Consider the following 13,217-nt stretch of genomic DNA (forward strand, 5'->3'; position numbering starts at 1 on the left):
GCGCCGCGCGTCGTCAGGCGCTGCCGCCGGGGTTCGCCGTCACGGCGAGCAGGAACGCTTCCATCGCCGCGACCAGCGCGAGCGGCGTCTCGTTCATCGGGTAGTGGCCCGCATTGCGCAGCACGTCGACGGTGGCGAGCGGGTAACGCCGCAGGTAGGTGCGGGCCATCAGTGCCGCGTCGAACGCCGGATCGTGCTCGCCGATCAGCACTTTTACCGGATGGATGCCGGCGATCTCGTCGCCGAAATCCGTATCGGCCCACGCGCGGAAGTACGCGCCGAACGCCCGCGACGAAGAACGGGCTGCCGAATACGCGGCTTTCCACTCGATCCAGGCGGCGGGCAGCCGGCCGCCGGTGCTGCGATCGATGATGGACCGGCGATCGGCGACGTGGTCGGCGGCACGTTCGAATAGCGCACGTTTTTCCGCGTCGAACGGCAGGCCGCCGCACGGCACGGGCGTGATCGGCACCAGCGCGCGCACGCGCTCGGGCGCGATGACGGCGACTCGCTCGGCCGCCATCGCACCCATCGAATGGCCGACGATGCTGAAGGTCGCGAAATTGAGCGTGTCGGCCAGCGCGAGCGCGTCGGCGGCGATCTCGTCGATCGTGAAGTGGCCCGCCGCGTCGCGCATGCGGCCGTAACCGCGGTAGTCCATGAACACGTAGCTGAAGTGCTCGCGCGACAGCCACGCTTCGACGGGTTCGAACGCGTGGGCGTCGCCGAACCAGCCGGGCAGTACAAGAACAGGGTGGGGGCCGTCCCCCACGCGATGAAACGTATTCGGCATGTCCGCTCCGATGCAGTGGTAATCCGGCCGATCAGGCCGACGGGTCTTGCGGCCGTCAGGTCGCGCAAGCGTGGAGCGGATCGTAGATCGCGCGAAGGAGACCCGCCTTCGATATCGGGTCATTGATGATGGAATTCGGGCCGTGAGAAATACGCTGCTAGATCCCTACGAAAACATTCCGCGAAGCGTGGTCGTGACTGCAAACGACTATGCGGCGGGCACGACGTTTCCGGAACACGCGCATGGGCGCGGGCAATTCGCGTTCGCGTCGCGCGGCACGATCAGCGTGTCGACGCCGCACGGCCGCTGGCTGGTGCCGCCGCAGCGCGCGTGCTGGGTGCCGGCCGGCGTGCGGCACGAAATGACGATGACCGGGCCGGTCACGATGCTCAACACGTTCGTGTCCGGCGACGCCGCGCAGGAGGCGGGCCTGCCCGAGCAGTGCGGCGTGTATGGCGTATCGGCGCTGCTGCGGCAACTGATCGACGATGCGATCGACCTGCCGGCCCTGTACGACGTCGACGGGCGCGCGGGCAAGCTGATGGCGCTGCTGGTTGCGGAAATCGCGACGATGCCGCGCCTGTCGCTGCATGCGCCGCTGCCAGCCGACGCACGGCTGGCGAAGGTGTGCCGGCACCTGCTCGCGTCGCCGTCGATCGCGGCCGATCTCGACCAGGTGGCCGCGGACGCGGGCTTGAGCCGCCGCACGTTCACGCGGCAGTTCCGCGCGCAGACGGGCGTGAGTTTTGCCGTATGGCGCCAGCAGGTGTGCATGCTCGCGGCAATCGCGTGCCTGAGCGACGGGCAGCCGGTGACGCGGGTCGCCCTCGATCTCGGCTATGCGAGCGCCAGCGCGTTCACGTCGGCCTTTCGCCGCATTCTGGGCGATACGCCGAGCCGCTATCTGGAGATTCGGCGCTAACCGGAAGGAAGCGGCGCACGGCACGCCGGTGTGCCGGTTGCCGCCAAAAAATACGCGCCTGCCAACTTCGGTCAGACGCGCTTAAAGGCACTCGGTCAGAAAAAATGCGCGACCAGCCTGCCGGACGGTGTCGCGCATGACGTGCGTGATTGTTTCCTGTTTCGATTCAATCTCATTGAAGCGTTGCGGATAGTGAAGAATACGCCGCGTAACGCGCAAACGATATCGTGTCGGACGAACGACTTGTGTGCTGTCGCAGCATGCGTTTCAATCGCGCGCCCGATGCGGGCGCGGAAGTCCCGTGGCAAGGCCGTCGGCACCCGCGACGCGGCTGGATGCACTGCAGCATCGAATGATGACGGCGGACCATGAAAAACGCCGCGTGGCGCGATGCCTGTCGGTATCGCGCCACGCGGCGGTGCGGTAGCGGGCGAAGCCGGCGTGCGCCGGCACGCGCGTCACACGTCGAAGAACACGGTTTCGTCCGGCCCCTGCATGCGGATGTCGAAGCGGTAGACCACCGGGCGGCCCGGCTGCGCGTCGCGTTTCGCGACGAGCGTCGCGCGGCGCTCGGCCGGCACGGCATTCAGCACGGGGTCGGCTGCGTTCGCGGCGGCTTCGTCGTCGAAGTACACGCGCGTGAACGCGTGGGTGAGGATCCCGCGCATCATCACGGTTACGTTGATGTGAGGCGCTTCGCCGGTGGCGATGCGGCCCGGCTTCACCGTCTCGACGACGAAGCGCTGCTGCGCATCGGTGCCGGTGCCGACCCGCGCGAAGCCCGTGAAGCCGGATTTCGCGATGTCGTCGCGCGACGCGGGGTAGCGGCCCGCGCCGTCCACCTGCGTGAATTCGAGCACCGCGTCGCCGACGACGTTGCCGTCACCGTCGAACACCTGGCCGACCAGCAGCACGTGCTCGCCTTCGGCGTGTGCTGCGGCGATCGTCGGCGTGAACAGGCTCTTCAGGTCGTAGTCGTATTGCTGCGGGCACAGGCCGTACGCGAAATACGGCCCGACCGTCTGCGAAGGGGTTTGCTTCAGCGTCGTCATGGTTCAGCGCTCCATCGGGGTAGCGTCGCGGCCGCGCAGCACGATGTCGAATTCGTAGCCGAGCGCATAGCCTTCTTCGGTGATGTCCATCGAGAAGCGCGAGATCAGGCGATCGCGCGCGGCCTCGGGCGTGCCCTGGAAGATCGGGTCGTACGCGAGCAGCGGGTCGCCGGGGAAGTACATCTGCGTGACGAGACGCGAGCCGAAGTAATCGCCGAACAGCGAGAAGTGGATGTGATTCGGGCGCCACGCATTCGGATGGTTGCCCCACGGGTATGCGCCGGGCTTGATCGTCAGGAAGCGGTAGCGGCCTTCGTCGTCGGTCAGGCAACGACCGGCGCCGAGGAAGTTGGGGTCGAGCGGTGCGTCGTGCTGGTCGACCTTGTGCACGTAACGGCCGGCTGCGTTCGCCTGCCACACTTCGACGAGCGTGTTGCGCACGGGCTTGCCGCCTTCGTCGAGCACGCGGCCCGTGACGACCATGCGTTCGCCGAGCGGCTCGCCGTTCTTCACGGCGTTCTTCGTCAGGTCGTGGTCGAGTGCGCCGAGATCTTCGGCGCCGTAGACGGGCGCGTACTGGTCGCGGAGCTTCTCCTTCAGCGGGATCAGCGGGCGCGTCGGGCCGCGCTTCACGGACGAACGGTACTCGGGATGGACATAGGCCGGATGCGACGGCCAGTCGCGCGGCGTGAGGATCGCGGGGGAATCCATCGGGCGTCTCCTGTCAGGTATTTCGCGAAGTGGATGGCACGACTTTAGCCAATCCGGAAAGTTATGCAAAATGACCTTTTTTCGCGAATCGCATAACCGTTCGTTATGTTCGACGCACCAATGAAAATTCCGCCGGACAGGATGCCTGTCCGGCGGAAAAAGCGATCGGGCTTCGCGTCGTCGGTGACGACCCCGTGCACGGCCCTCCAGCCAGCCCGTCGCTGCTTTTTGTGTTGTCGTTCTTGTTGTTATCCGGTCTCCCTGAGCGCCTGTTATGACTGGCGGCCGGGATCGAACACGATCCCGTCGAATTCGAGTGACAGCGTGCCGCTGCGCAGCAGTGCGGCCGGCGTCGCATCCCGGTCGGCCCCGAGCACGTCGCTCACGTAGCGCGCGCAGAACCCGCGCCGCGTCCGCAGGTTGAAACGGTTGCCGAGCAGCGCGTCGATCCGTTGCTCGGCGGTTGCGTGCACCTGGCGCTGCGCATCGGCGGTCGGCGCCGCGACGCGACGGGCCAGCGCGATGCGTCCGCCGTCGGTCCTGGCGACGAAGCGCGATAGCGGCGTGAGCTTCGTCCACGCAAACGCCGATTCGGCGATCACGGGCTCGTCGCCCGACGTGTCGACGACGATGCCGAAGCGATTGGCCCACGCGCCCGTCGAGCCCGTCGCACCTGACGCGTCGCGCGGCGCATTCGCCGGCACGCGGATGAACACGAGATCCCCCACGTGCGCGCTGGCGGCCAGCGTGCGGACCGTGGCGAGCGGCATCGTGCGATCCGTGTCGCGGGCCTCGCGCGGGGCGGTGTGATGCGATTCGTAGGCAGCGGTTTCGGTTCGGGTGGTCATGTCGGCTCCGTCGTTCAGTGACAGTACGGAGCGGATTATGCAGACAAGTATCCGAAAGTGTTCCTCTGCGTGTGTGGGTAGCCTAATATCTGACCGTGAGCATCATTTTTCGATACCAGAATGACCGAAACCGCCCAACTCATCGACATGCTGAAGCGCCAGTTGAAGGCGCAGGGCATGACCTACCGCGACGTCGCGCGTGCGCTCGACGTTTCCGAGACCAGCGTGAAGCGGCTGTTCGCCAGCGGCCGTTTCACGCTGGAGCGCGTCGTGGAGATCTCTCAGCTGCTCGGCTACACGCTGGCCGAACTCGTGCAGGAGGCGTCCGCGTCGGCGCCGAGGCTGCGCGTGCTGACCGAGCAGCAGGAGGCGCTGCTCGTGTCCGACGACAAGTTGCTGCTCGTCGCCGTCTGCGCGATCAACTACTGGACCGTGGAGGACATCGTGTCGGCCTATCAGGTGACGAAGGCCGAGTGCGTGAAATACCTGCTGATGCTGGACCGGATGAACGTCGTCGCGCTGTTGCCGGGCGACCGGATTCGCGTGCGGGTCGCGCGCGATTTCGACTGGCTGCCGGGCGGGCCGATCCGCCGTTACTTCCATGCGCACGCGCTCGGCGATTTCCTCGACAGCCGCTTCGACGGGGAAGGCGAGACGATGACGTTCTCGCAAGGGATGCTCACGGAGGCTGCCTCCGCGGAGCTCGAACTGGAGTTGCGGCGGCTGCGCAGCAAGGCGGCCGCGCTGCATGCGGAATCGTCGTCCGCGCCACTCGCGCAGAAGCGCGGCACCAGCTTGCTGATCGCGAAGCGGATGTGGGAGCCGGCCGGTTTCCAGGCACTGCGGCGCAACGCGTGAGGCATCGTCGAGTGCTTGGGGCTATCCGGAAAGTTATGCAAAATGGCATTTCATCGTCAATCGCATAACCACCCGTTATGAATAACCGTATCGCCGACGGCCGCGTCAAGTTCCGGCACCTGCAGTGCTTTCTCGCGGTCGCCCAACTGGGCGGCGTGCAGAAGGCAGCCGAAAGCCTGTCGATCACGCAGCCAGCCGTGTCGAAAACGATCGCCGAACTGGAGGCGATCCTCGGCGTGAAGCTGTTCGAGCGCGGCCGGCAGGGCGCGCAGCCGACCCGCGAGGCGCAACTGTTCATGCCGCACGCGAACGCGTGCGTGCTGGCGTTGCGGCAAGGTGTCGGGCTGCTTGCACGCGAGGGCGGCGCCGCCGCGGCGACGCTGGAAATCGGCATGCTGCCGACCGTCGCGGCATCGCTCGCGCCCGCGTTGATGAAGGCGCTTGCCGAGCGCTGGCCGCGCGTCGTCGTGCGGATCGCGACGGCCGCGAACGCCGATCTGCTCGAGCGCCTGAAGTCCGGCGCGATCGAGTGCGCGATCGGGCGGCTGTCGGAGCCGGAGCGGATGATCGGGCTCGCGTTCGAGCAGTTGTACAACGAGCCGCTCGTTGCCGTCGTGCGCGCCGGGCACCCGTTGCTCTCGAATGCGGCGCCGGCGGCCGAGCTTGCGCGCTATCCGGTCGTGTTGCCGCCGTTCGGCACGCTGATCCGCCAGTCGGCCGAGCAGTTGCTCGGCGCTTGCGGCGTGCCGCCGCTGGATTCGTTCATCGAGGTGTTGTCGATATCGGTCGCGCGTGCGCTGGCGCTCGAAAACGACGCGGTCTGGTTCGTGCCGCTCTATGCGGCCGAATATGACCTGTCGGCCGGGGTGCTGGCACGCCTGCCGCTGCCGTCGGCAGGCACCGACGAGCCGGTCGGGCTGGTGCTGCGCACCGATGCGCAGCCGTCGCCGGTCGCGCGGACGCTGATCGATGCCGTGCGCGACATCGCGCGGTCGCGGTTCGGCGAGACGGGTGAGCACGGGACGCCACGCGCGGCGCGCAAGCCGGCTCGTCGCGACGATTGAGCCGGCGGACCGCCCCCCGTTCCCGGCTGCCCGATTGGCCATCCGGTCAGTAGCGCGCCGCGGGGTGCTTGGCATATCGTACCTATTTTGGTACGATTGGTGTCAAGACGATGACGAGACAGCAGATCCAGGTCACGCTCGGCGTGCGGTTCTTCCAGACGGCTCGTGGCAACGAGCCGGTGCGCGAATGGCTGAAGGCGCTTGGGCAAGCGGAGCGAAGGGCGATCGGCGAAGAGATCAAGACCGTTCAACTCGGCTGGCCGCTCGGCATGCCGCTGGTCCGGAAGATGGCGCAGGATCTGTGGGAGATCCGCGTGATGCTGCCGGGGCGGAGCGCCCGCGTGCTGTTTACGGTCGTCGGCGACACGATGGTCCTGCTGCACGGCTTCTTCAAGCAGTCGCGGGCCACGCCGTCGGACGATCTCGATGTCACCGTCGCGCGCCTGAAAGCGCTGATGCGCGCCATCTGAATTCCCCGGTTGCGCCGGAGCGCACCGTCTTCGACGGTCAGGCCACCGGCAACGCCATGCACTGGAGTACCCATGACGACCTCGAACAATCCGCATATCGGCAGCGATTTCGATACCTTCCTCGAGGAGGACGGCAATCTCGAAGCGGCCACCGCCACCGCGATCAAGCGCGTGATCGCCTGGCAGATCGGGCAGGAAATGAAGGCGCAGCACATCACGAAAACCGCGATGGCCGCGCGGATGAAAACCAGCCGCGCCGCGCTCAACCGCCTGCTCGACGAAACCGACACGAGCCTCACGCTGGCGACGCTCGCGAGCGCGGCCGCCGCGCTCGGCAAACGGCTCAGCTTCGAGCTGCTACCCGCCTGACGGCCGCGAAGAATCGGCACATGACCGCGGCTGCGCCCCAACGGGTGATCGGCACGGCGGAGTGGCTGGCGGAGTGGCCGGCAATCCGGCCAGCGATTCGGTGATGATCAGCCCGCGCGTCGCCGCAAGCAGGCGAGTGCCGGCCGGCGCGCAGTTGCCGGGTCACTGGCGCGGGCCGGCCGCCTGCAGATAGAGCAGCGCACCGCCCGCGAGCATCAGCGGGCACAGGATGTACCAGCCGGTCGTCAGGAACAGCCCGGCCACCGCGACCAGCGAAATCCATGCACAACGGTGTGCGATGCCGCCGCGCGGCAGCAGTTTCAGCGCGGCGGCCGCGCCGAGTCCGTACACCATCACGAAGCACCCGGACGTGACGAGTACGAGCGGCTTCGGCCCGACGTCCGACAGCGTCGTCGCAGCCAGTGCGACTACTGCGAGCAGGGCGATCACGCCAAGGCTGCGGCGCGGCACGCCGCCGACCTGGCTGCCTTGCGCGAGCCACGCGGGCAATGCGCCGTCGCGCCCGAGCGCTGCGCCGAGTTTGGCCGCACCCGCGAAATACGCATTCATCGTGCCGAGCGTGAGCAGCAGCGCGGCCGCGGCGGCCAGCACCTGCGCATGGCCGCCGATGCCGCCCGCGATCAGTTCGGCGAGCGGCGCACCCGATCCGCCCGCGGACGGCCCGAGCACCGTCACGCTCGCGGCAGCAACCGACAGATACAGAAACCCGACCACCACGACCGCGATTCCGGCCGAGCGCGGCATGTCGTGCGCGGGCCGACGGAATTCAGCCGCGAGGTGCGTGATCGCTTCCCAGCCGGCGAAACTCCACACGAGCAGCGCGGCAGCCTGGCCGACCGCGAGCCAGCCATGCGGTGCGAACGGATGCAGGTTCGCGGTGCGCGCGTGCGGCGCGGAGGCGAGCACCGCGGCGAGCAGCAGCGTGACGAGGAGTGCCGACAGCACGAGCTGCATGCGGCCCGAAACGGTGACGCCGAATGCATTCGCGGCCGACACCGTTGCGATCAGTGCGGCAGCGGTGACGACGACGGTCGTGTGCCCGCCGCCCGTGACGGCCGCGACGTATGCGCCGCCGAACATGGCGGCAGCCGGTGCGCCGGCCGGTACCGCGAAGTAGAAACACCATCCGACGATCGCCGCAGCTTTCGGCCCGAATGCGCGCCGCGCGTAGGTCGATACGCCGCCTGCATCGGGATAGCGCGCCCCGAGTGCGGCGAAGGTGGCCGCGAGCGGTCCGGACAGCACGACCAGCGCGGCCCATGCGAGCAGCGAGGCCGGGCCCGCGACCTCGGCGGCCAGTGCGGGCAGCGCAATCACGCCGGTGCCGAGCACGGCGCCGATATAGAGCGCGGCGCCCTGGAAAATGGTCAGCGAGCCCGCGTGATGAGCGGCGGGTGATTCGACATGCGAGGGCATGGACAGCAGTCTCCGGAAGGCTTGTTGTGTTCGAGCGCGGGCGCCCGCGTGGAAAATCGTTCGATGCTACCCGAACGACGGCGGCCGCGCGGCCCGGCGATCAGTAGTCCGTGCGGTGTCGCGTGTCAGCCGATGTCAGCAGTGGCGTGCGAGCCGCAGGCGGGCGTCCTCGCGCGCGGTGGGCGACAGCTCGGGTGCGTAGTGGAACGTTCCCGAAACCAGCGAGGCGACGGGCACGCCGTCGCGGAACAGCACGCGATTGCCGGCCAGCGCCGGCACCTTGTCGCCGGGCAGCAGCGTGCCGGCAAGATTCAGCGGATCGGCGCCCGTCACGCACACGTACTGTCCGTCGCCCGGTTGCCGCCGCATTTCGCGCAGGATCGGAATCGCTTCGGGCAGCGCGAACTGTTCGCCCGCGAGCCCGGCGACGAAGCGTCCGCCGCGAATCTCGCCGCGCGCTTCGAGGCGCTGCAGGACCCGCACGAGTTCGCGCCAGCTCGGCAGCCAGTCGGCTTCGCGTTCGAGCAGCCGCCAGAACACGACACCGTAGCGGCGCAGCAGCGTCCACGCGATGTGCTCGAGCGCGTCGGGGTCGGTCGCGGCCTGGCTGCGTTTCGGCGCGGGCGCATCGTCCGATGGCGCGTGACGTTGCACGAGTGCCCAGCGGCCCGCGTCGTCCATCCCGCCGATCAGCGCGCCGCCGCGCCGGGTGCGTGGCGCATAGGTCGCGCTGCGCTTGACGGCGGGCTTCAACAGCGCACGCAGGCCCGCGTAGCTGTCCGCATTCACGAGGCCGGCCGACACGAGTTCGCCGAGCGCCTGTTCGAGTTCGACGGGCAGCATGTGCAGATCGTCGAGCAGCGCATCGAAGAACATCGCGCCATGGGCGGCGAGCGCGTCGCGTACCTGCGTGGCCCGCGCGGACAGCGCCGGTTGCGCATCGGGATCGCGCAGCGCCTGCCATGCGGACAGGTGGCGGCGCGGCAGCAACACGATCGGCGTCGTCTTCACGGGTGTGCCGGCCGCGCGCGCCGGTGCGCCGATGCGTGTCCACACGAGCTTGCCCGAGCGGCACAGCTCGTCGAGCCCGCCTGCCATGTAGTCGGTGAGGCGCGCGGGCAGCAGCGCGTCTTCCCATGCGCTCGAGGCGGCCTCGTAGCCTTCGAGCTGTTCGACCACGGCCGCGAGTGCATCGCGGCCCGTGCCGCGCGTGTCCGGCGTCAGGTGTTGCCAGTGGAACAGGAAGCGCATGAAATCGGCGCGCTCGACCGGTTCGATCTCGCGGCGCAGGCGCTTCACCGTATAGCGATGAATGCGCGCAAGCAGATGGCGTTCGCACCATTCGTCCACCGTCGTGCCCGGTGTGAACCGGCCGCGCATCACATAGCCTTCGCGCTCCAGCGCCGCGAGTGCCGTCGCGATCGACGCAGGCGGCAGCCCGAGCGGTGTCGCGATCGCGTCGAGCGCAAGCGGCCCGAAGCCGGTGAGCCGCGCGCGGATCACGTCGACGAGTGCGGCATCGGCTTCCCACGGCTGCGCGCAGGCGGCGGGCACCTTGAGCGCCGGTGCGATGCGCGCATCGGGGTGCAGTGCACGCACGCACACGAGCCGTTCGACCGGCACCCACAGCGCGGCGTCGCCGGGTGTCACGAGTTTCGTCGCACGGCGGCGTTCGGCGAGTTCCGCGAGCCGGTCGAGCCAGCCTTCGCGTTCGCGTGCTTCGCGATCGGAGATGCACGCGAGCGTGAGCAGCGCGTCGTGCATTTCGTCGGCGTCGCGCACGAGTGGCCACGCTTCGTCGCGCACCGCATCGATCGCGTCGGCGTCGAGTGCGCCGAGATCGTCGGCCGATTCGGGATCGCTCCAGCGGCGCGACTGCACGGCCTGCGTGCGGCGTTCCTCGAGCGGTGCATCGTCGAGGAACGCGTAGGGCTTCGCGTTCAGGATCTCGGCCGCGAGCGGCGACGGCGCGGGCAGGTCGCGCGCGACGAGTTCGATCGCGCCGCTCTCGATCCGGCGCAGCAGCGCGAGCCAGCCGTCGGTATCCATCGCGTCGTGCAGGCAGTCGTCGAGCGTCTGGTCGACGAGCGGATGATGCGGAATCTCGCGCTCGCCGACGATGTTCTCGAGGCACGCGACCTGATCGGGGAACACGGTCGCGAGCAGATCGTCGCTCTTCATCCGCTGCAGTTGCGGCGCGGTGCGCTTGCCGCCGGTGAAGCGCGGCAATGCAAGCGCGGTCGTCGCGTTCCAGCGCCAGCGCACGCCGAACATCGGCGCGTCGAGCAGGGCCTGGACCAGCACGTGCTCGGCGCTCGTCGAACGCAGGTAGCGCCACACCTCGTCGAGCGCGAAGCTGTGCGCGAGCGACAGCGACAGGATGATCGCGTCGTCGGTCGCGGCCGCCTGCAGCTCGAAGTTGAAACTGCGGCAGAAGCGTTTGCGCAGCGCGAGCCCCCAGGCGCGGTTGATGCGGCTGCCGAATGGCGAATGGATCACGAGCTGCGTGCCGCCCGATTCGTCGAAGAATCGCTCCATCACGAGCGTGTCCTGCGTCGGCAGCGCGCCGAGCGCGGCGCGCGTGCGCGCGAGATAGTCGGCAATCTGGTGCGCGGCGTCGGGCGACAGGTGCAGATCGTCGACGAGCCAGCGCAACGCCGGCGCGAGGCGGCTTTCAGCGGTGCCGGGGGCAACGGTGTCGTGCGGCAGGTCGAGCGAGGCATCGGCCTGGATCCCGGCCTTTGACTTCGCATTTGCGCCGGCTTTGGCGTCGGTTCGAGGTGTGGACCTCCCGCCGGTTCCGTCACCGGTGCCTTCGCGGCGCTTGCCATGTGCCGCCAGCCGGTCGCCGTCGGCGAACAGTCCGTCGAGCCGCGCACGCAACCGGCCGACCGCCGCCGACAGCTCGTCGCTGCGCCCCGGCGCCTCGCCGAGCCAGAACGGAATGCTCGGCGACTGGCCTTGCGCGTCCTCGACACGCACGCGGCCCGTTTCCACGCGAATGATCCGGTACGACTGGTTGCCCAGCTGGAACACGTCGCCGGCCAGGCTCTCGATCGCGAAATCCTCGTTGACCGTGCCGACCTGGATGCCCTGCGGTTCGAGGAGCACCGCGTAGTCGGCCATGTCGGGGATCGTGCCGCCCGACGTAGTGGCGGTCATCATCGCGTTGCGGCGCCCGCGCACGGTGCCGCCGACCACGTCGCGATGCAGGTAGGCGCCGCGCACGCCGCGCCGGCTCGTGAAGCCTTCGGCGAGCATCTTCATCACTTCGTCGAAGCGCTCGCGCGTCAGCCGCGCGTACGGCGCTGCGCGCGTGAAACTCGCGTACAGCGCATCTTCCTGCCATTCAGCGCACGCCACTTCGGCGACGATCTGTTGTGCGAGCACGTCGAGCGGCGCTTCGGGAATGCGCAGCGCGTCAAGTTCACCGCGCTGCACGCAATCGAGCAGCGCGGCGCACTCGACAAGTTCGTCGCGCGACAGCGGGAACAGCCGGCCTTTCGGTACGCCGCCGACATGGTGCCCCGAACGGCCGACGCGCTGCAGGAACGGTGCGATCCCGCGCGGCGAACCGACCTGGCAGACGAGATCGACGTCGCCGATGTCGATGCCGAGTTCAAGCGATGCGGTGGCGACGAGCAGTTTCAATTCGCCGCGCTTCAGGCGCTGCTCGGCGTCGAAGCGGTGCTCCTTCGCGAGACTGCCGTGATGCGCGGCGATCGCTTCCTTGCCGAGCCGGTCGGCGAGATGGCGCGCCATGCGCTCGGCGGTGCGCCGCGTGTTGACGAACACCAGCGTCGTGCGATGCGCGGCCGCGAGGCCGGCGATGCGGTCGTACACTTGTTCCCACACGTCGGTTGCCATCACGGGCTCGAGCGGCACGTTCGGCAATTCGAGCGCGAGGTCGCGCTCGCGCGTGTGGCCCGTGTCGACGATCGTGCAGTCGCGAGGCGCGTCAGCCGGGCCGCCGACCAGGAAGCGCGCGACCGCGTCGATCGGCTTTTGCGTGGCCGACAGACCGATACGCGGCAGCGCATGGCCGGCCAGCGCGTCGAGACGTTCGAGCGACAGCGCAAGGTGGCTGCCGCGCTTCGATGACGCGAGCGCATGGATTTCGTCGACGATGACCGAGCGCACGTTCGACAGCATCTGTCGCCCCGACGTGGACGACAACAGCACGTACAACGACTCGGGCGTCGTGACGAGGATGTGCGGCGCGCGCTTGCGCAGCGCCGCACGCTCGGCCTGCGTCGTGTCGCCGGTGCGCACGGCGGTGCGGATCGCCGGCACCGGCAGGCCGAGTTGCGCGAGCGATTCGGCGATGCCGGCAAGCGGCGCATCGAGGTTCACGTGGATGTCGTTCGACAGCGCTTTCAGCGGCGATACGTACACGACGAGCGTCGCGTCGGGCAGCGTGCCGTCGTGCGCCAGCGCATCGCGCACCAGATCGTCGAGCGCGCACAGGAAGGCGGTGAGCGTCTTGCCGGAGCCGGTCGGTGCCGCAACGAGCGTCGATCGGCCGGCCTTGATGTGCGGCCAAGCGAGCGCCTGCGCGCCGGTGGGCGCGGCGAACGTGCGCCGGAACCACGCGGCGACAGCCGGGTGGAACACGTCGAGCGCACGGGCGGCAGGGCGGGTAGCTGTGACGTCCATCGGAGCGTTGAAATGGGGTGCAAGCGCGCGGAGGGCG

11 protein-coding genes are annotated in these 13,217 nt (G+C 68.7%); 5 read left to right on the top strand and 6 right to left on the bottom strand.

Translation table 11 applies throughout. The features are described 5' to 3' along the window. Positions 1–13: 13 nt before the first annotated feature. Complete coding sequence (locus LXE91_RS31470) at positions 14–793, bottom strand: alpha/beta fold hydrolase (RefSeq protein ID WP_039357002.1); 780 nt, start codon at positions 791–793, stop codon at positions 14–16. 142 nt (positions 794–935) lie between these two features. Between LXE91_RS31470 and LXE91_RS31475 the strand changes: the two genes are divergently transcribed. Continuing rightward, a complete protein-coding gene (locus LXE91_RS31475) occupies positions 936–1,715 on the top strand; it encodes an AraC family transcriptional regulator (RefSeq protein WP_039356999.1) in 780 nt (259 codons plus the stop codon). A gap of 458 nt (positions 1,716–2,173) precedes the next feature. Here LXE91_RS31475 and pcaG read toward each other — a convergent pair whose 3' ends face one another. The 3 genes from pcaG to LXE91_RS31490 all read right to left on the bottom strand — a co-directional run bounded on the left by pcaG (position 2,174) and on the right by LXE91_RS31490 (position 4,326). Then, positions 2,174–2,767 carry a protocatechuate 3,4-dioxygenase subunit alpha gene (gene pcaG, locus LXE91_RS31480; RefSeq protein ID WP_039356998.1) on the bottom strand — a complete coding sequence of 198 codons (594 nt, stop codon included), beginning with the start codon at positions 2,765–2,767 and terminating at the stop codon, positions 2,174–2,176. Positions 2,768–2,770: 3 nt separating this feature from the next. Beyond that, the gene (gene pcaH, locus LXE91_RS31485) at positions 2,771–3,478 is read right to left on the bottom strand and encodes a protocatechuate 3,4-dioxygenase subunit beta (protein WP_039356995.1); all 708 of its coding nucleotides are present in this window, start codon (positions 3,476–3,478) and stop codon (positions 2,771–2,773) included. A gap of 272 nt (positions 3,479–3,750) precedes the next feature. Beyond that, complete coding sequence (locus tag LXE91_RS31490; RefSeq protein ID WP_039356992.1) at positions 3,751–4,326, bottom strand: YiiX/YebB-like N1pC/P60 family cysteine hydrolase; 576 nt, start codon at positions 4,324–4,326, stop codon at positions 3,751–3,753. A gap of 120 nt (positions 4,327–4,446) precedes the next feature. Here LXE91_RS31490 and LXE91_RS31495 point away from each other — a divergent pair, with 120 nt between their 5' ends. The 4 genes from LXE91_RS31495 to LXE91_RS31510 all read left to right on the top strand — a co-directional run bounded on the left by LXE91_RS31495 (position 4,447) and on the right by LXE91_RS31510 (position 7,087). Further along, a complete protein-coding gene (locus LXE91_RS31495) occupies positions 4,447–5,184 on the top strand; it encodes a helix-turn-helix domain-containing protein (protein ID WP_039356989.1) in 738 nt (245 codons plus the stop codon). A gap of 77 nt (positions 5,185–5,261) precedes the next feature. After that, positions 5,262–6,248, top strand: a complete 987-nt coding sequence (gene pcaQ, locus LXE91_RS31500; protein ID WP_039356986.1) for a pca operon transcription factor PcaQ — start codon at positions 5,262–5,264, stop codon at positions 6,246–6,248. Between the two features lie 110 nt (positions 6,249–6,358). Further along, positions 6,359–6,718, top strand: coding sequence for a type II toxin-antitoxin system RelE/ParE family toxin (locus LXE91_RS31505; protein WP_011355455.1), 360 nt, complete (start codon positions 6,359–6,361; stop codon positions 6,716–6,718). Positions 6,719–6,790: 72 nt separating this feature from the next. Then, positions 6,791–7,087 carry an XRE family transcriptional regulator gene (locus LXE91_RS31510; RefSeq protein ID WP_039356984.1) on the top strand — a complete coding sequence of 99 codons (297 nt, stop codon included), beginning with the start codon at positions 6,791–6,793 and terminating at the stop codon, positions 7,085–7,087. 162 nt (positions 7,088–7,249) lie between these two features. Here LXE91_RS31510 and LXE91_RS31515 read toward each other — a convergent pair whose 3' ends face one another. Together LXE91_RS31515 and LXE91_RS31520 are read right to left on the bottom strand one after the other, a co-directional pair. Next, on the bottom strand, positions 7,250–8,524 hold the full coding sequence (locus LXE91_RS31515) for an APC family permease (protein WP_039356982.1): 1,275 nt from the start codon (positions 8,522–8,524) through the stop codon (positions 7,250–7,252). A gap of 135 nt (positions 8,525–8,659) precedes the next feature. Next, on the bottom strand, positions 8,660–13,180 hold the full coding sequence (locus tag LXE91_RS31520) for a DEAD/DEAH box helicase (RefSeq protein WP_039356979.1): 4,521 nt from the start codon (positions 13,178–13,180) through the stop codon (positions 8,660–8,662). Positions 13,181–13,217: the final 37 nt, after the last annotated feature.

Origin of the sequence: Burkholderia contaminans, assembly GCF_029633825.1 — a bacterium.
Lineage (GTDB): Bacteria > Pseudomonadota > Gammaproteobacteria > Burkholderiales > Burkholderiaceae > Burkholderia > Burkholderia contaminans.